Raw genomic sequence first — 18,460 nt, forward strand, 5'->3', positions numbered from 1 at the left:
TTTTATCTTAAATAGAAAATGCGTTGAATCCTCCATCTACAACAAGTACAGTCCCTGTTACAAATTTAGAAGCATCGCTTACCAGAAAGTGAATCGCTCCATGCAGTTCTTCGGCTTCGCCAAATCTACGAAATGGAGTATGCGCTATAATCGTTTTACCTCTGTCGGTAAACGATCCGTCGGGATTTGTCAAAAGAGCTCTGTTTTGTTCTGTCAGGAAAAAACCGGGGGCAAGTGCGTTCACTCTGAATTTTTCGCCAAACTTAGTCGCCAATTCGCCAGCCATATATTGCGTATAGTTAGACACTGCCGCTTTGGCTGCACCATAACCGGCAACACGTGTCAATGGACGGAGTGCCGACATAGACGAGAAGTTGACAATATTACCTTCGCCACCATCGACCATAGCTTTGGCAAAAACAGACGTAGGTAATGCCGTACCAAAAAGATTGAGGTCTACTACTGTTTTGAAATCATCTAATTTGAGGTCAAAAATATTTTTGTCGGGGCCAATGGTCGCACCCGGCATATTACCTCCTGCCGCATTGATAAGTACATCGATTTTACCATACTTCTTCAGAATATCTTCTCTGTTCCGAATGAGGACTTCTTCGGCCATCACGTCAGATTCTAAGAAAAGGGCTTCGCCTCCGCCAGCTTTTATCTCTTTCCCAAGAGCATCACCCTTTATTTTGTTTCGTCCAAGTACTACAACTTTGGCTCCTTGTGCTGCCAGATATTTGGAAATGCTTGTTCCCAAAACTCCATAGCCTCCTGTGATAAGAATTACTTTATCTTGGATATTAAACAAATCTGTCTTCATGTGCTTCATGTTGTTTTTATCTTCAATTCAGGTTAAATGCGCATACACATATCAAAGCTATAAGATAAATACTTATACCCTATAATTGCGGTCACATACAAATATACTAATTATTGTGTAAGCATTCGATCTGTCTAATCTCTTATTTACACCTATTTTCAATAGTTTATAAATAATTTATTTACAGTTAGTTACCCCTTATATATGCTTTTCGAAACAGACAGAACTTGTAAATTTGCACTATTTTTGTGTTTGTGTAAAACAAAAAAAGCCCGAAATGGATTCCTCCAATTCGGGTAAAATACCTCTGTTGCTTATACTACAACTATAGTGATTTTATAGAATGTCTCGAAATAAGGATTTGCTGACAGGCACTCTACTTTTGCTTTTTTTCAAAAACGCTGACTAACTATCAATTTCTTTTGATGGTGATTCTTGTTTCATTTCTTCTATCGATACCCCGAATCTTTTAAGTTTCGCTTTCAGGACTTTTAGTTGAACGGCAAAGTCATCATCATCGATAGCAACATCCGAACCCATTATTATCGACATATCATTCCTGTTATACCCACAACAAATGAGGATAAATATCAGCAGTTGTTTGTCGTTTAAATTCTTAATTGTTTGTTCCTTAACATCGGCTTCTCGTAAATGGATTCTCGCATTTTCGATTAACTGTTGGTTAGATTTGTTTCTGAGTTCGTCAATAATTTGCTGAATTTTATCCAGCAAAATTGGACGTTCTTCTGCTCCGAATTCGTTAGCTAGTTCTTTTATTTCTTCTTCTACTTTAGCCCAATCATAAATTATATTCTGATGAATACTTTGCAGGAATAAAAGGCTTTCTTCGCTGTGTCTCAACAATCTGTCTTTGGACTCTGACAATTTATTTGTTTCTAATTCTTTCTCGAATTTCAGACGCTTATTCCTTAATAACAAAACGGCTATGAAAACAAGGAAAAGAGCCACTCCGAACACCACACCAAGTATTGTTATCAATTTTTGGCGAGCTTCAGCAGATTCTTTGTCTACAATATATCGCTGATGCCTTTCTTCTGCAATGACTAATTTATCTAACCCTTTTTCTTCACTGATTTGTTGATTAATCTTCCCTATTAGCTTTTCGTAATATATAGCTTCTTTATAATCTGCATTTAATGTATAGAAATCGACCAAAGAGGTATATACGCTTCGCAATCCGATATTGCCATTAATTTTAGATAATCCGTTTTTTATCTCGTCAATGTGAAATTGTGCTGCATCTTGTTTACCAATTTTTATATATAACCTCGCTAAATTAAGGCGTATTTTTAAAGCTTCTTCGTCATTTTTAGTTTCTTCGAGAGCCTTATATAAGTATTCTTCTGATTGCTTATAGTCTTCTTTTTCCCATAAGACCATACCCTTTAAAAAAATGAAAGTGGTTTCATAGTCGGAGTCATTAAGCTGCATTGCCAACACCGATCCCTTTTCGAAATAGACCAAAGCACTATCTAAATTGTGCATATCTTCATATGTTCGCCCAATCTGCTGATAAAGTAAGAGCCTATTCTTTTCTGCACCTTTTGTTTTTATATAATAACTATTCGCCTCTTTATAACGAACTATTGCAGAATCCATACTTTGTTTAATAAAATATAAATTACCTATGCTATGCAGGCTTCTGGCAATCAACAGGTCATCATTTGTTTTACGTGCATAATACTCAGCCTTCAAATATGATTCAAGTGCCCTGTCATCAATTTTTCTTTCAAAATATACATAACCCGCAACATAGTTAGCTAAACCAGCTTTTTGCGGATTATTTTTGAAGTAGTTTTGGGCTTTAAAGATTAAGGAATCATTTGTTATATCATGACCTGCTTTATATTTCGCCTGTGTATAAGTCACAATGTACTGCATATAGTCGTCCTTGTCCAAGTCACTCTCAGGAGTTTGTATAGAATCTAAGTACAATAGTGCGTTTTCAGGATATTGCTCAACTATAATTTGAGCTTTACTCAATAATTCGCTCGAAAGTGAGCGCTTACTTTCTATACAAGAGAATAAAACAATAGTTAACAAGATTAGAAGATATTTTGTCCGATCGGGTTTTAAAATTTTCATAAATCGATAGTTATGTCTAAAGCATGCTATTTTGAAACTCTTTAACAGAAATTATTATTTGTTTTTCATCTATTAAGTTTAATAATCCTTAGTTTGATGTGACTGAATTATAAAACTATTGATAGCACATTATTCATAAGTTATGGATTATTATGCTATCTCTTTCTATTTCCATAGATAACGTATCCGTAATCACTAAGTCATTTATACTCGGCGGTTTGGGTCTATCACCACCACTTCCACCTGAATCCGATTCATCGTCTCCTAGCTTATCGCAGGACGACAAGCAGAATAGTAATCCGCCAAGCAGTGTCATTATTAAAAATAGTCTTTTTATTTCCATAGTGTTAGAATTAGTATATTATGTAAGTAGTAGGTGTAAAAGTATTCCAATATAACAGCCCAAGCAATACCCTCCCATCAATGTGAGAGGTAATAAATATATAATATTTTATATATAAGCAATTTAAGATATAACAAGATGTAATTTATGATAAGAATGTTATGGCTGATTCAAGCTATTTCCTCATGTTTTTAACAAAAAAAACAGATCCTTCCTTTCAATTTGGTATAATAAGTTCTTCGGAAATTTTATTAGTTACTCTTTCTTTCCTTATATCAAACTCACACATACTATGATAAAAAATGAGGGTGTGTCACAAGTAATTTTTTTACAAAATTCTATCATTCCAAACGGAGAAAAGGATCTCTTATCGAGAGTTGGGATTCTTCACTTAGTTCAGAATGACAGAAGAGTTTAACACTTTGGCTGTGTACTTTTACTTATGATACACCCTCATGCATATTTCTTTGTTCTGGGCTTATCAGAAGGAGCGATCAATTCATCGAACTGGCTATTGTAGCCGCAAATGCGCCCCAGAAAACAACCGTTAACACAATACCGATGATCATAAAAATCAAGCTGGCCTTTGCCCAGTTGGATTTACTCTCGGCAGTGCCACCACCAAAAGCCCATATAAAAAGCATTATTATATTAACTACAGGGATAAGCATTAGAATCATAGTGATAATCCAATCGCCAACACTTACAACAGACTTATTCCTTTGAGGAAATTGCTCTAAATTTTCCATACTATCTATACATTATTAAATTAATATCTTCACTTCACAAATATATAGATATTTTTATATTTAAGTCGTCTTGACTTTTCAAAATATTTTCTTTTTTGTTTGTTTTTTACTCTCTTTGTCATGCTGAACGATAGTGAAGCATCTCCTAACCGAGATCCTTCGTTCCTCAGGATGACAAAATAATACGAAAAATAAAAAGTTAAGATAACTTCATTAATAAACAAATAGATAAAACAATAACTTTTCAGTTAATAAACAACCCCCCAAAACTATGCCATAGCTTTGGAGGGTTGTTTATTATTGTAACTAATATATTAGACGATTTTCAAACGGTGGTTTACCATTCGTCAGTTTCTTGTTTTAAGGCACCATCTTTGATGGATTTTTCTAACGAATCTATTGTCGCATTCATACTACCCACTAAATTAATAAAAGCCTCTGTTTGCTTACCTTTATCAACAAACCTTTTATTGGTAAATGGCGCATAATCTATAATATAACCTTCATCAGACGACCTAGCTCCTTTTCCAGTAACCTTATATAAAAACCATTCGTCTGCACTACAAATAACCCTAATTCGTCCATCTTTAATATCTACTCTAAGTATGTGATAAGCACTTAGGAGGCTCTTTGTTCCAAATAGATCGGTCCATTCTTTCAATTCCGGAAAACTTCCTTTGCCTATTATTACACCTGATTCTTTGTCATCAGTTTGTAGTACAGAGTTAGCGTCTTTGTAATTTCGAGCGAAAAAGTTCTTTGTTTTAATGTAAATTTCGTCTTTTGTACCGGGTACGTTATCTATAACTTTTGATACAACTATGTTCTTTCCATCAATTGTGTACATTGATTTATCGCTTTCAAATTTTTCCATCAACTCTTTTGACTGAGAGTTGCAGAATCCAATAAATCCGAATGAAAATAAAATAATAAACAGTAATTTTTTCATAGTAATGTTAGGTGTTTAGTTTATAAAGGAAGACAAAAATAGAATTAATTCTTAAACATTATTTCTTTAATATATTAATTCTTTCGAACTAATAGTTAAATATCTAACATTTAACAAATTAAGGCTATTAAATATATTGAGAAATGAGTGATTCTACACCGTGATTCAGAAAGCCATTGAAATCCAATTCAAAGTTTGTAGTGAAGATATTTTTACCCAGTTGCGACCTTATCTCGTCAATCGTCCAGAAACGACCATCCGATACCTCATCGTTATCAATATTGAAATCCCCATCGTAAATAGTGTAGAAGCAGTAACTCAGTTCGCGCTCTATATCCGTTTCGATAATATATTTAGTAATAAAGTGCGGTTCCAGATTTTTCAGTCCCAATTCTTCCCATGCTTCACGAACAGCAGCTACTTCAGATGTTTCATTCAAATCGATATGACCTGCCACAGACGAATCCCACCTGTTGGGCTGTACATCTTTCTTAGCGGAACGCTTTTGGAGGAAAAGCTTACCTTCGGAATTGAAGATATGCAAGTGAATAACAGGATGTAATACTTTAGAGCCATTGTGACAGACACTGCGGGGTGCTTGCCCGATAACATTGCCTGCCTCATCGACAAGAGGGAAGATTTCTTCGTGCATAATTATACTTTAAACAAAAGACTTTTAGATTTACCTTTCTTGAAAATCATAGCATCGTTGTGCTTACCTTTTCGTAAATCTTTTCGTTGTTCTTCGGGCAAAGATACAATTTCCTTGCATGTATCGGAACAACAGCCTTTCATTTTATCAGCACATTCGTCGCACTGTATAAAGAGTAAGTGACAACCATCGTTCAAACAGTTGGTATGTGTATCGCAAGGTTTACCACACTGATGACAATGGGCAATTACATCTTCTGTAATACGTTCGCCCAAACGATTGTCGAATACGAAATTTTTACCTATAAACTTAGAGTCTAATCCTTCGGCTTTTACTTGTCGGGTATATTCTATTATTCCGCCTTCGAGTTGATAGACATTCTTGAAACCCTTATGTTTGAAGTAAGCACTCGCTTTTTCGCAACGAATACCACCTGTGCAATACATCAGTAGATTCTTATTATCCTTATAATCTTTCAATTGATCGTCGATGATAGGCAGCGATTCGCGGAATGTATCGACATCGGGAGTAATAGCTCCTGTGAAATGACCTATCTCGCTTTCGTAATGATTACGCATATCGATCACAATCGTATCGGGATCTTCCATCATTCGGTTAAAGTCTTTGGCTTTGAGGTGTATGCCAATATCAGTTGGGTCGAATGTATCATCATTCAAACCATCTGCTACTATCTTGTCTCTGACTTTCACTTTTAGCTTAAGGAACGATTTATTATCATGCTCCACAGCAACATTCAATCTGATATCTTTCATGAACGAATAAGTATCCAAAAATTCCTTGAATGCAGCAAAATTGGGTGCAGGCAACGAGAGTTGAGCATTGATACCTTCGTGGGCTACATAGATACGACCAAGTACATCTAACTGGCTCCAGCGAATAAATAGTTCGTCTCTGAATTGTTGGGGGTCTGCTATCTGTGCATAGGTATAAAAAGACAATGTCAGCCGTTGAAGTCCGGCTTCATCGATGAGTTTGGCTCTCTCATCAGCACTTAATGTATTATATAATTGCATTTTATATAAATTAGAATAATTATAAATAAAATGCAAAGATAGTATGTGTATTCTCTATATTGGGAGATTGCCTATTGATTGTATTTATAGGTTATAGATAGAATATGATTACAGTTACTTATTCAATACGCCTCTCAATTCTTCATCGGATAAATTCTCAACTGTACCATCGAAATTCAATCTGAAAGTACAACCGCTTTTCCATTCGGAGCAGCCATAAGCCGACTTACCTTTCAGAATAGTTCCTTTTTTGCAAAGCGGACAAATTAATGGTGCCGCTTCAACTTTTTCTATTTTTGCTTCAACCGTTTTCTTTTCAGCCTTTGGTTTCTTTTCTTTAGGAGGGGATTTCTTCTTAGGCTTAGCCTCTTTCACCTCTTCCTTTACAGCTTCTTCTATTGTGATTCTACTTCCCCAATCGCTTTTCACATTGGCAACTATCTGGGTAAGCATATCTTTGAGTTCGTCTATAAACTGACGGGGATCGTATTCGCTCCTCTCTATCTGGCGCAGTTTCTTTTCCCAAAGACCTGTCAGTTCAGCCGATTTAAGAAGCTCTTCTTTAATCGTACCAATCAATTCCACTCCTGTTTGTGTAGCAAGAAGATTCTTTCGCTCTTTACGTATATAGTTACGTTTGAAAAGTGTTTCGATTACAGCCGCACGAGTAGATGGGCGACCTATACCATTCTCTTTCAAAGCATCACGAAGCTCATCGTTATCGACAAGCTTACCTGCTGTTTCCATTGCCCGCAACAAAGTCGCCTCAGTATAGAATTTAGGCGGTTGCGTCCATTTCTCATTCAATGCCGGTTCATGAGGCCCTGTTTCGCCTTTTTCGAAAGCAGGAAGAATATTATCGTCTTCTTTATCTGCTTCGTCATCATCCTGATTATTCGATTTGTCGAATACTACACGCCATCCCGGATCGAGTATTTGTTTGCCCGTTACTTTAAATTCAACCTTATTTACTTCGCCCAACACCGTTGTTGTAGATATTTTACAATTAGGGTAAAAGACGGCTATAAAACGGCGTGTGATAAGATCGTAAACCTTACGTTCGTTATCAGAAACATTGTTAGCTCGTACGCCTGTGGGGATAATAGCGTGGTGATCCGTCACTTTACTGTTGTCGAATACCTTCTTCGATTTCTTTATCTTGTCTGTAAGTAATGGTTTTACCAGTTCTTCATACCCTGCCAATCCTCGCAAAATAGCGGGAACTTTAGGATACATATCATCACTCAGATAGGTAGTATCCACACGTGGGTAAGTGGTCAGTTTCTTTTCGTAGAGCGTCTGGATGGTCTTTAACGTATCCTCTGCCGAGAAAGCAAATTTCTTATTACATTCTACCTGCAAGGCTGTTAAGTCGAACAAACGAGGGGGTAACTCCTCCCCTTTTTTTGTTGTAACATCTGTTACTTCAAAGTCTGCTTGCTTTATTTCTTCGAGAAACTTTTCACCTTCTTCTTGTGTCGAAAAACGCCCTTTAGTAGCCGAAAAAGTAGTTTCACGATATATGGTTTTCAGTTCCCAATATGGTTCGGGAACAAAGTTTTCAATCTCTAACTGACGGTTAACTATCAGTGCTAATGTAGGTGTTTGCACACGCCCGATAGACAGTACCGATTTATTCTGCCCGTATTTCACTGTATAAAGGCGGGTCGCGTTCATACCAAGCAACCAGTCACCTATCGCACGGGATAATCCTGCTTCGTATAGTTTATCGAACTCCGATTGTTCTCTTAATTTCTGAAAGCCTTCGCGAATAGACTCTTCTGTCAATGAGGAAATCCACAGACGCTTAACAGGACATTTGCAATTGGCTTTCTGCATCACCCATCGCTGAATGAGCTCCCCTTCCTGTCCCGCATCACCACAATTAATTACCTCATCAGCTTCTGCCATCAATTTTTCTATTACGGCAAATTGCTTGACAACACCATCGTTTTCGAGTAGCTTAATGCCGAAACGTGGCGGAATCATGGGCAAGAGGTCTAACGACCAACGCTTCCATTGCGGAGCATATTCATGCGGTTCTTTAAGCGTACAAAAGTGACCGAAAGTCCATGTTACCTGATAACCGTTACCTTCGAAATATCCGTCGCGTCGGGCATTTGCTCCTAAAATTGTGGCTATTTCGCGTGCAACACTTGGTTTTTCGGCTATACAAACTTTCATCTATACTGTTTATGGATTAATAACTTTCATTCGCATTCGGAAAATCCGAAGTCTTCACATCTTTGATATAATTCTCAACAGCATCTTTTATAACTGTATGCAGATCGGCATAACGGCGAAGAAATTTAGGGGAGAAGTCTTTATTTATACCCAGCATATCATGCATAACAAGCACCTGACCATCGGTATGAGATCCACCACCGATACCAATAGTGGGGATAAATAACTGTTCAGAAACTTCTTTTCCCAAGTCGGATGGAATTTTCTCGAGTACCATACCGAAGCAACCAACTTCTTGCAACAGCAAAGCATCTTTTATCAATTTATCAGCCTCACCTTTATCTTTTGCCCTCACATTGTAAGTACCATATTTGTTGATGGATTGAGGCATAAGACCCAAGTGTCCCATAACAGGAATACCGGCATCGATAATTTTCTTTATATCGGGAATAATTTCTTCACCACCTTCGATCTTTAAAGCATCTGCTCCCGTTTCTTTCATCATGCGGATTGCATATTCCAACGATTTAAGAGGATCGCCCGAACATGTGCCGAATGGCATATCGACAATCACCAATGCACGCTTTACACCATTTACAACTGAACGACCATGATAAATCATTTGCTCCATTGTCATCGGTATAGTGGTAACATTACCCACCATTACGTTCGATGCCGAATCGCCGACTAAGATAACGTCCATTCCGGCCTGATCGATAATAGATGCCATCGAATAATCGTAGGCTGTAAGCATCGATATTTTTTCGCCACGCTCTTTCATTTCGATAAGACGGCGTGTTGTAACCTTACGGTTGTCTTCTGTGTATGTTGACATAACTTTGTTTTTTATATTAGCTATCTATAGATAAACTTGCGGCAAAGTTATGAAATTAAAAAACGAATGTGCCTGCAAATATTTTATAATTTAGTTCCTTTTTATCAAATTTCGTTTATTCGAGTATCATTCAGCGTATTCTATAAACAATACGATCTAATACATAATTATATACTTATCTCAATACAGATTGCTATACGCAAGCCCATAGCATATATAAATATTATATAATAATTAGTCGACTTTATATTCTATAATATCTCCTGGCTGACATTCTAACGCCTTGCAAATTGCCTCCAAAGTTGATAGTCGGATTGCCTTTGCTTTTCCATTTTTCAATATTGAAATATTAGCCATAGTTATTCCAACTTTCTCGGTAAGCTCAGTAACACTCATCTTTCGCTTTGCGAGCATCACATCTATGTTGATTATAATTGCCAATTTCTTTTCCTCTTTAAATTGTTAAGTCATTTTCAGATTTCATATCTACGGCATTTTGTAAGATTTTTTCAAATACAGCCGCGGCAGCGCCAATTATGATACAAACAAAAGTAGTCATGATACAGATGGCAAGAAAACCCGCAGGATCATCCTCTTTATTATGGAATATTCTTATGTATAGCCCTGCCATTACAATTAAAATGCTTAGTATGATTGCACAATACTTTATACTCTTTAAAGCCATAACAGAGTTTGATGAGAAGACTTTATCTTGTCCAATGTATCCAAGTAATTTGAACGCCTTATACAGAGCAACAAAAAAAGCGATTGATGCCGCGTATCCATACAAGATGAACGGATCTAAGTAAATGCTAAACAAGTCTAAGTTTGTGGCTCTTCCCTCAGTTAAGGGAAGCCAAATCAAAAGGACAAGTGCCACAATGCCGATGAGGACAACGACTACCTGAAGAAATATTGTTGAAATTTTTTTCATAATGATTATTAATTGGTCATTACAGTTTAATCAAAGATTTATCGATTACAAATATATAAATATTTATCGTTTATCAATATATTATTATTGTTTTTCTACTGGTAGATGTGCTTATTTTAAATGTGGGTTTGTAGTAGTATTCTGAGTATCTTTTGGGATACTCAATACCTGACACAACATAAGACTAACTCTACTACTGTTTCTAATACACAATCCGATACCATATATATATAAATATATATTTAGAGTATTAGTAATAATATATAACTATATTATTATAATTATTAATATACATATATTTGAAATTATTATTTAAATAAAAGAACGTATTAAATATCATATTTTGAAGTGGAGCTTTTAGTTCGGAATGACAGAAAGAAACCAGTTCATAATTAATTCACAAAATGTTAAATATTTCAATAGAAATACAACATCATTATCTATACACAAAAAGATGCCATGATGTTATTATCCCTGCCAAGAAAAATACGTTTAAAGCTTATTTTCTTTTTTTCGTATGTTATAAAACCCAAAGTAAGACAGCAAAAAGTATGGGTATGTTATTTATTATCTTTCTTTTTACTAATTTTGTGCTTCAAATCAAATATCCCAACTGAATTGAAATTATCTGCTCTACAAGAAGTTTTTGACTCTCATAAAAATATCCCCGCAGTTGTTAGTCTTTTGGCAAAAGACAAAAACATCCACATTAAAGGTTTACAAGGCTCTTCGGATGCCATGTTTGCGGCATCATTATTCAATAAAACCAAAGATTGTTATCTCTATATTCTCAATGATAGCGAGAGTGCCGGATACTTTTATCACGACTTACAGCAAATATTGGGAGGGGATAATGCTTTGTTTTTCCCATCAGCATACAAAAGAGCAATCAAATACGGTCAGATAGATGCGTCGAACGAGATTCTCCGTACCGAAGTACTGACCAAGTTGCAAAGTAATAGCAAGCATTTTATCATTGTTTCTTATCCCGAAGCCATAGCGGAGAGAGTTGTATCGAAAAATATCTTGCAAGAGAACACACTGCATGTTGTTGTAAACAAAGAGGTAGAACGCGGATATATTTCAGAAAGGTTAGACGGTTTCGGTTTCGAATATGTAGATTACGTCTATGAACCCGGTCAATATGCCATTCGTGGTAGTATCCTCGACGTATTTTCCTTTTCTCACGAATTTCCTTATCGTATCGATTTTTTTGGCGACGAAGTGAGTTCAATCCGTACATTCGAAGTAGAGACCCAGTTATCGAAAGACAGATTGCAACAGATACAGATCATACCCGATATGCAAAAAGGTGATCTGGAACGCGAATCTATTTTAAATTTGTTATTGAATAATACAATTGTAGGATTCAAAGATTTTGATTGGTCGGCAGAAAAAGTAGAAGCAGTTTATAATGACTCCACTCTATTGGATAATCCCGAGTACGAGAAAGACATACAGAATAAGCTTATTACTCAAAAAGAATACCTTAGCAAAGTAAATAGTTTCAAACATATACACATCGGTGTGAAGCCGCATAGTCTACCCGATAGTACGATTAGTTTCGAAACATTTCAACAACCCTTATTTCATAAAAATTTCGATCTGATAAGTGAGTCATTAGGCAACTATATCCAAAAAGGATTCACTATTTACATATTGAGTGACAGCGAGAAGCAACAAGCCCGCCTTAAATCGATATTTGAAGACAGGGGCGATAACATACAGTTTACAGCTGTAGACAGAACCCTATCGCAAGGATTTGGTGACGAACAGCTAAAAATATGTTGCTTTACCGATCATCAGATATTCGATCGTTTCCACAAATTCAATCTCAAGACAGAACGTGTCCGATCGGGCAAAATAGCACTATCGGTAAAGGAAATACATCAATTTCAGATCGGAGATTATATAGTACATATAGACCATGGTATTGGTCAGTTTGGTGGACTTGTGCGTTCCAATATGAATGGAAAAATGCAGGAGTTAATCAAACTTATCTATCTTAATAACGACTCTATATTCGTTTCGCTTCATTCCCTGCACAAAATATCGAAATACAGAGGAAAAGAAGGAACACCACCACGCGTAAACAAGCTGGGCAGCGGTGCATGGAACAGAGTAAAAGAAGGAGCTAAAGCCAAGGTAAAAGATATAGCCCGCGACCTTATCGCTCTATACGCCAAGCGAAAAAATGAAAAAGGATTTCAGTTTTCTCCCGACTCTTTTCTTCAACACGAACTGGAAGCATCATTCGTATACGAGGATACGCCTGATCAATTCAAGGCGACCATCGATATTAAGCACGATATGGAAAATATCAAACCTATGGATCGTCTGGTATGTGGTGACGTAGGTTTCGGGAAAACGGAGGTAGCTATGCGTGCAGCATTCAAGGCTGTGGCCGATAATAAACAGGTGGCAGTTCTGGTTCCCACAACAGTACTAGCCTACCAACATTATCAAACATTTAAGAATCGTTTCAAAGACTTTCCGTGTAAAGTCGACTATATAAGCAGAGCACGTACGGCTAAAGAAATAAAAGCAATATTAAAAGAACTTGAAGAAGGCAAAATTGATGTACTTATCGGTACACATCGAATAGTTAGCAACGATATATTGTTTAAAGACCTCGGATTGCTAGTCATAGACGAAGAACAAAAATTCGGAGTGGCGGTGAAAGAAAAATTGAAAAAAATGAAGGTGAATATCGACACACTTACTATGTCGGCAACACCTATTCCACGTACACTTCAGTTTTCGCTGATGGGTGCACGTGACCTTTCGACAATCGAGACTCCCCCACCCAACCGATATCCGATACAGACCGAAGTGCATACCTTCGAGCCTGAGATTATACGTGAAGCTATCGAATTCGAAATGAGCCGTAACGGACAGGTATTCTTTATCCACAACAGAATAAAAAGCATCCACGAACTCGAAGATATTGTTCGTCGCGAAGTACCTGATGCACGCATTGTGGTAGGACACGGACAAATGCCGCCCAACAAGCTGGAATCTATCCTAGTCGATTTTATCAATTACGAATATGACGTGCTTATTTCGACTTCCATTATAGAATCGGGAATCGATGTATCGAATGCCAATACTATTATAATAGATAATGCGCAAAACTTCGGGCTAAGTGATCTGCATCAATTGCGTGGACGTGTAGGCCGTAGCAACAAAAAAGCATTTGCTTATCTGTTAGCTCCTCCGCTGCATACACTTTCGGCCGAAGGGCGCAGACGTTTGCAAGCAATTGAAAATTTTTCCGATTTAGGGCACGGTATCCATATTGCGATGCAAGATCTGGACATACGTGGTGCAGGAAATCTTTTAGGTGCAGAACAGAGTGGGTTTATTGCTGACTTAGGGTACGAAGTATATCAAAAGATATTGAACGAAGCAGTCAACGAACTCAAAAACGAAGAATTTGCAGATGTTTATCATGAGGTAAATGAGGATAACAAAATAATAGGAGACAATTTTGTAGAAGACGTGCAGATAGACAGTGATCTTGAATTACTATTCGCCGCCACTTATATTCCTAACGATTCGGAACGTATTACCCTCTACCGCGAGTTAGATAATATGAACAGCGAGCTGGATGTTATGAACTTCATCGGCAGACTGGAAGACCGCTTCGGTAAAATACCACAAGAAGGGCGCGAGCTGATACTTGTTGTCCGCCTGAGAATATTAGCAAAAGCACTGGGAATAGAGAAAGTAACACTTAAGAACGAACGTATGAGTTTATTCCTCATTTCGAACATAGAATCTCCTTATTACCAATCGGAAGCATTCGATAAACTGTTAACCTATGTGCAAAGATATCATCGCAACTGTGAATTGAAGGAGAAAAACGGCAAACGTTCTGTTAGTATCAAGAATGTACCAAGTGTAGAGACAGCTTGCATGATATTAGACGAGATTTCGAAAGTAAACCAAATAACATAATAAAATTAGTAACAAACAAATGAAAGACACACAACGGATTGATGTGGCAGATGCCCTGAGAGGATTTGCTGTAATGGGAATAGTGCTAATTCACTGTCTCGAAAACTATAACTTATTTAACTTTACACCTATTGATAACGATTGGATGAAGTTTGCCGATACAGCTATAAACAGTTCGGTATTTTTTATTTTTGGAGGGAAAGCTTACGGAATGTTTGCTTTGCTATTCGGATTCAGTTTCTTTATTCAGGATAATAATCAACTGAAACGAGGAAATGATTTCAGACTTCGTTTCCTTTGGCGATTAGTTTTATTATTTATTTGGGGTATGCTCAACTCGCTTATTTATACAGGCGATGTTCTTTCGCAATACGCTCTCATTGGTATCTCACTTATATTGGTATGCCGCTTCTCTACAAAAACGGTTTTGATTATTGCCACAATTCTTGTCCTGCAACCGACAGAATGGTTTAAAGTTTTTTCCGCATTATTCAATCCCGATTATGTACCTGCTCAAAGTATGGTGGGTTATCATTACGATCCGCTGACCAAAGTATTACTCAATGGTAATTTTATGGAATCTCTCAAAGTTATGGTTGAGCATAGCCAACTAGGAACTTCAACGTGGGCTTTCGAAAATGGGCGATTCCCTCAGATTGCAGCTTTATTTATGTTCGGAATGGTGATTGGACGGAAAGGATTTTTCTTGCTTAACGATGAGAATACAAAGAAATGGATACGCGGAATGGTAATTGCAGTTATATGTTTTTTCCCTCTAATGGGATTAGTAGGTATGCTACCTAATTATATTACAAACTCATATATTCTGACACCATTACAAGTAATAATCAAATCGTATGCAAATGTTGCATTTATGACTTTTCTTATATTACTTATTCTCTTAATCTTTTATAAGACAGTGAAAGGGCACAAAGCTCTGGCTCTATTGATACCTTATGGAAAAATGAGCCTTACAAACTATCTTGTACAATCTGTTATCGGCGGATTTATATTTTACAGTTGGGGATTGGGGCTTTCTACATCTATAACTATATCATTCCTGATAGGTATCGCTATATTCTTAGTACAGTGTTCATTCAGTCATTGGTGGATGAAGCGATACAGACATGGACCATTGGAGTATATATGGAAAAAAGCAACTTGGATAGGTACTAAAAAACAATAGATAGAATCAAGCTATTGTATTATATAAAAGAAGAAGGCTATTGGTAATTCCAATAGCCTTCTTGATCAAGCAAAAGCGTCTTCATTTATCATACTCTTCTACGCTCTGTCTTAGTAGTGTTAGTGTTTTTAGCATTCATAGTTATTTCTCTTTTTTCTTCTCTATATTTTGTACGTAGTTCTTCTATCCTGCGAGCTTGCTCTTCAGGAGCTATACGGCTCATTTCTATTGCTTGCTTCTCTTTCTTAAAATTGCTCTTCAAGCTATCCAATTTAGCAACAGTTTGCGCATCCAGATTTCGTCTGCCGCCGGAACGCTTTCCGCCATGCTTTCTAAATTCTCTCGACGGTTTTCCTTGCTCTTTCATCTTAGCTTGTTGCTCAGGGGTAAGGATGGCATTAACAGCAGCGCGATGTTGCTCTCTCGATTCTTTCGATTTCGATCTGAATTCTTCATTCAATGCTCTTATCTGTACCTCCTGATCGGCTGTTAAATTCATCTCTTTAGAGAATCTTTCTCCTGATCTTTTTCTTCCGTCAGATCTGCTATCCGATTGCTGAGCAAGGTCTTTATTACGTCTCGATTTTCTATTCTCTCTCTTATCTGTTTGTTTGTTAAGGTCGGAAAGTCTACTTCTTTGTTCCGTTGTTAGTACATTTTGCACTTGTACTTTGTGCTGTTTAGCCAGCTCTTGTCGTTTTGCTCGTTTGTTTTCTTTCGTAATACTTGTATCTGCTCTTAGTGCTTCAAACTGTGTTTTAAAATCGGCATCTAACGATTCTACTTTCTTTTGTTGTTCATCCGATAAACTTAATTCCTTAGGTAGAACAGTTTTTCCTCTGTTGCCAGCTTTGCCTTTTTGTTGTCCGGCAAAAACTGTTAGTGATGCACTTAAAAATATTGCTAGTGATAAAAATACTTTTTTCATGATCTATAATTATTTTATTTGTTTGTTATTATTTCTCGTTTCTGTAAGTTAGATGAGAAAAGGTAGGCAAGGTTTAATAGATTTACATTCTTTAGTATTTATCAAAAATATAAACCGAAAGCAAAAAAGCGTTTATATGACACATCTCAGATATAGTTTAATCATATTTGGCAATGGCTATTTTTTAACTTTCATAAAGATAAATACCGGCATATATATTAGACAGATTAATAATGGTGTTTTCCAAAATTCCAAATGTTTTTTTTTGAAATTCCAAACGTAAGTTACACATTCATACATTTGGAATTATAATATACATTTGGAATTATAGCTACGAATGCAGATGTTTTTTCCTTCACTTTATATTATATATTTGCTGTAAATTAAGTGTAATGTTTACTTTCTATGGCTATATAGAAGGAGTATGCTCTATTGCCTTTTGTATGGAGTACTAGTAAAAAGAAAGCCCCTTTTGGGGCTTCTCTCTCATCATTTCACAAACTTATACAGCATCATATCTTTATATCCAGCTGTTTTATTTAATGTTACATTCTGTATGTTTAATACAGAGTTTTCAAATGGATTGCCGATATTCCGATTATCAGCAAACCATTCACACAACTCAATTAATGAACTCTTATTCGAAGTAAAGAATACATAGTTTGAACCTGTTAATACATTCAATACATCCAAATAATCCCGGAGCTTCCAATACTTGTCTGAAAGATATGTTTTTGTATCAGTTGTTAGGTAAGGAGGATCAACTAAGAACAGTACACCCGGCACATCCTTGTATAGCTCATATAGTTGCTTGTAATCACATCGGACAATATCCAGACCACTCAGGTACTCTTCAGCATCAAAGTCATAGTCTGATGCTTTAACGTTGTGATATAAAGTCTCTTTTTTCAGTTCTGCAAGGTTAGTAACATATTTTGCTGAAAACAACAAAGATGAAGACAGGGTAACATAATCCACATAGCCGGCTTTATCTTCCAGTTCTACACGTTCAATTATTAAATCCCGGTAATTAGTTTCTATCTTTTTTTCTTTGGACTGATCGACTAAAATAACCCGGATATCAGCCAACAACTTATTAGTACGATCTATACTTCGTAGCCGTTGACTATAATTATCAAAATCATTATAAATAACTTTGCATTCAGGGAATATTTGTTTTGCCGTATGTGATAGCAAACCACTACCTCCAAACAGATCGACTATTATACTCACTTCCTTATTAGCTTTGAGTTCCTGTAATGCGATTCCAAAACCATTTACAAATCTCCTTTTCTGTCCTTGAAAAGGTAGCGGTGCTACTTTGTAGCTTTTTTGTTTCTTAAATTCCATTTAATTTCTATTTAATTAGTGTTTAAAACTTATCTTTGTATTCTCACCACGTACAAAAAAATGCGACAACACGTAACACAATGGCATATTAAGCCCTCGGTTATGCGTGTTGTCGCATCTATTTTATTATAGTGTTAGTACGTGGTGAGATACTACTAACGACTGAGGGCTTTCTTTATCCCTCTATATTTTATTTACAAGAACGTACCAAAGTTTCTACCAACGGCATCGCCTTTCGTGATTGATATAGTATTTAATTCGCTCAACTCACTAGCTGACTCGAATACACTTGTATTAATACTAACCGCCGTAACTTCATTTCTAACCTCTACATCATTAAAAACCGCTTTGGTTATAGACACACCCGAAACAGATGTGTCCGATATGTCGGTTATAGGCGGCAATCCATTTTCATACTCTGCCATAA

The 18,460-nt window shown here is 36.5% G+C and carries 16 protein-coding genes; 2 read left to right on the top strand and 14 right to left on the bottom strand.

Annotated elements, in window-relative coordinates; all coding sequences use genetic code 11:
* Positions 1-7: 7 nt before the first annotated feature.
* The 11 genes from G7Y56_RS14705 to G7Y56_RS14755 form a co-directional block, all read right to left on the bottom strand.
* Complete coding sequence (locus G7Y56_RS14705; protein ID WP_165044609.1) at positions 8-823, bottom strand: SDR family oxidoreductase; 816 nt, start codon at positions 821-823, stop codon at positions 8-10.
* A 405-nt stretch (positions 824-1,228) separates the two neighbouring features.
* Complete coding sequence (locus G7Y56_RS14710) at positions 1,229-2,929, bottom strand: lipopolysaccharide assembly protein LapB (protein ID WP_165044611.1); 1,701 nt, start codon at positions 2,927-2,929, stop codon at positions 1,229-1,231.
* Positions 2,930-3,062: 133 nt separating this feature from the next.
* Complete coding sequence (locus G7Y56_RS14715) at positions 3,063-3,272, bottom strand: hypothetical protein (RefSeq protein WP_165026070.1); 210 nt, start codon at positions 3,270-3,272, stop codon at positions 3,063-3,065.
* A 494-nt stretch (positions 3,273-3,766) separates the two neighbouring features.
* Complete coding sequence (locus tag G7Y56_RS14720) at positions 3,767-4,021, bottom strand: hypothetical protein (protein ID WP_165044613.1); 255 nt, start codon at positions 4,019-4,021, stop codon at positions 3,767-3,769.
* Between the two features lie 337 nt (positions 4,022-4,358).
* Positions 4,359-4,970 (bottom strand): DUF4468 domain-containing protein, encoded by a 612-nt coding sequence (locus tag G7Y56_RS14725; RefSeq protein ID WP_165026067.1) that lies wholly within the window; start codon positions 4,968-4,970, stop codon positions 4,359-4,361.
* Between the two features lie 127 nt (positions 4,971-5,097).
* Positions 5,098-5,622, bottom strand: a complete 525-nt coding sequence (locus G7Y56_RS14730; protein ID WP_165044615.1) for an NUDIX domain-containing protein — start codon at positions 5,620-5,622, stop codon at positions 5,098-5,100.
* A 2-nt stretch (positions 5,623-5,624) separates the two neighbouring features.
* Positions 5,625-6,656, bottom strand: a complete 1,032-nt coding sequence (locus G7Y56_RS14735) for a rhodanese-related sulfurtransferase (protein ID WP_165044617.1) — start codon at positions 6,654-6,656, stop codon at positions 5,625-5,627.
* A gap of 114 nt (positions 6,657-6,770) precedes the next feature.
* Positions 6,771-8,840 (bottom strand): DNA topoisomerase 3, encoded by a 2,070-nt coding sequence (locus G7Y56_RS14740; RefSeq protein ID WP_165044619.1) that lies wholly within the window; start codon positions 8,838-8,840, stop codon positions 6,771-6,773.
* Positions 8,841-8,856: 16 nt separating this feature from the next.
* The gene (gene panB / locus G7Y56_RS14745) at positions 8,857-9,675 is read right to left on the bottom strand and encodes a 3-methyl-2-oxobutanoate hydroxymethyltransferase (protein WP_165026061.1); all 819 of its coding nucleotides are present in this window, start codon (positions 9,673-9,675) and stop codon (positions 8,857-8,859) included.
* A gap of 234 nt (positions 9,676-9,909) precedes the next feature.
* A complete protein-coding gene (locus G7Y56_RS14750) occupies positions 9,910-10,116 on the bottom strand; it encodes a helix-turn-helix transcriptional regulator (protein ID WP_165044621.1) in 207 nt (68 codons plus the stop codon).
* Positions 10,117-10,129: 13 nt separating this feature from the next.
* The gene (locus tag G7Y56_RS14755) at positions 10,130-10,609 is read right to left on the bottom strand and encodes a DUF2975 domain-containing protein (RefSeq protein WP_165026057.1); all 480 of its coding nucleotides are present in this window, start codon (positions 10,607-10,609) and stop codon (positions 10,130-10,132) included.
* Positions 10,610-11,227: 618 nt separating this feature from the next.
* On the opposite strand from G7Y56_RS14755, the gene mfd reads away from it, so the two are divergent.
* Complete coding sequence (gene mfd / locus G7Y56_RS14760) at positions 11,228-14,569, top strand: transcription-repair coupling factor (protein WP_165044623.1); 3,342 nt, start codon at positions 11,228-11,230, stop codon at positions 14,567-14,569.
* A gap of 19 nt (positions 14,570-14,588) precedes the next feature.
* Positions 14,589-15,755, top strand: a complete 1,167-nt coding sequence (locus tag G7Y56_RS14765) for a DUF418 domain-containing protein (protein ID WP_165044625.1) — start codon at positions 14,589-14,591, stop codon at positions 15,753-15,755.
* 88 nt (positions 15,756-15,843) lie between these two features.
* On the opposite strand, the gene G7Y56_RS14770 is transcribed toward G7Y56_RS14765, so the two are convergent.
* From G7Y56_RS14770 to G7Y56_RS14780, 3 genes are all read right to left on the bottom strand, one after another.
* On the bottom strand, positions 15,844-16,683 hold the full coding sequence (locus tag G7Y56_RS14770; RefSeq protein ID WP_165044627.1) for a hypothetical protein: 840 nt from the start codon (positions 16,681-16,683) through the stop codon (positions 15,844-15,846).
* 489 nt (positions 16,684-17,172) lie between these two features.
* Positions 17,173-18,033 (bottom strand): DNA adenine methylase, encoded by an 861-nt coding sequence (locus G7Y56_RS14775; RefSeq protein ID WP_165044629.1) that lies wholly within the window; start codon positions 18,031-18,033, stop codon positions 17,173-17,175.
* Positions 18,034-18,227: 194 nt separating this feature from the next.
* Positions 18,228-18,458: a hypothetical protein gene (locus tag G7Y56_RS14780; RefSeq protein WP_165044631.1), complete on the bottom strand. Its 231-nt coding sequence runs from the start codon at positions 18,456-18,458 to the stop codon at positions 18,228-18,230.
* Between the last annotated feature and the right edge of the window lie 2 nt (positions 18,459-18,460).

Origin of the sequence: Dysgonomonas sp. ZJ709, assembly GCF_011039195.1 — a bacterium.
GTDB lineage: Bacteria > Bacteroidota > Bacteroidia > Bacteroidales > Dysgonomonadaceae > Dysgonomonas.

Coding starts and splice junctions, on each gene's coding strand:
- G7Y56_RS14705 (WP_165044609.1), bottom strand. CDS start 823: ATGAAGACAGATTTGTTTAATATCCAAGATAAAGTAATTCTTATCACA.
- G7Y56_RS14710 (WP_165044611.1), bottom strand. CDS start 2,929: ATGAAAATTTTAAAACCCGATCGGACAAAATATCTTCTAATCTTGTTA.
- G7Y56_RS14715 (WP_165026070.1), bottom strand. CDS start 3,272: ATGGAAATAAAAAGACTATTTTTAATAATGACACTGCTTGGCGGATTA.
- G7Y56_RS14720 (WP_165044613.1), bottom strand. CDS start 4,021: ATGGAAAATTTAGAGCAATTTCCTCAAAGGAATAAGTCTGTTGTAAGT.
- G7Y56_RS14725 (WP_165026067.1), bottom strand. CDS start 4,970: ATGAAAAAATTACTGTTTATTATTTTATTTTCATTCGGATTTATTGGA.
- G7Y56_RS14730 (WP_165044615.1), bottom strand. CDS start 5,622: ATGCACGAAGAAATCTTCCCTCTTGTCGATGAGGCAGGCAATGTTATC.
- G7Y56_RS14735 (WP_165044617.1), bottom strand. CDS start 6,656: ATGCAATTATATAATACATTAAGTGCTGATGAGAGAGCCAAACTCATC.
- G7Y56_RS14740 (WP_165044619.1), bottom strand. CDS start 8,840: ATGAAAGTTTGTATAGCCGAAAAACCAAGTGTTGCACGCGAAATAGCC.
- panB (WP_165026061.1), bottom strand. CDS start 9,675: ATGTCAACATACACAGAAGACAACCGTAAGGTTACAACACGCCGTCTT.
- G7Y56_RS14755 (WP_165026057.1), bottom strand. CDS start 10,609: ATGAAAAAAATTTCAACAATATTTCTTCAGGTAGTCGTTGTCCTCATC.
- G7Y56_RS14765 (WP_165044625.1), top strand. CDS start 14,589: ATGAAAGACACACAACGGATTGATGTGGCAGATGCCCTGAGAGGATTT.
- G7Y56_RS14770 (WP_165044627.1), bottom strand. CDS start 16,683: ATGAAAAAAGTATTTTTATCACTAGCAATATTTTTAAGTGCATCACTA.
- G7Y56_RS14775 (WP_165044629.1), bottom strand. CDS start 18,033: ATGGAATTTAAGAAACAAAAAAGCTACAAAGTAGCACCGCTACCTTTT.
- G7Y56_RS14780 (WP_165044631.1), bottom strand. CDS start 18,458: ATGGCAGAGTATGAAAATGGATTGCCGCCTATAACCGACATATCGGAC.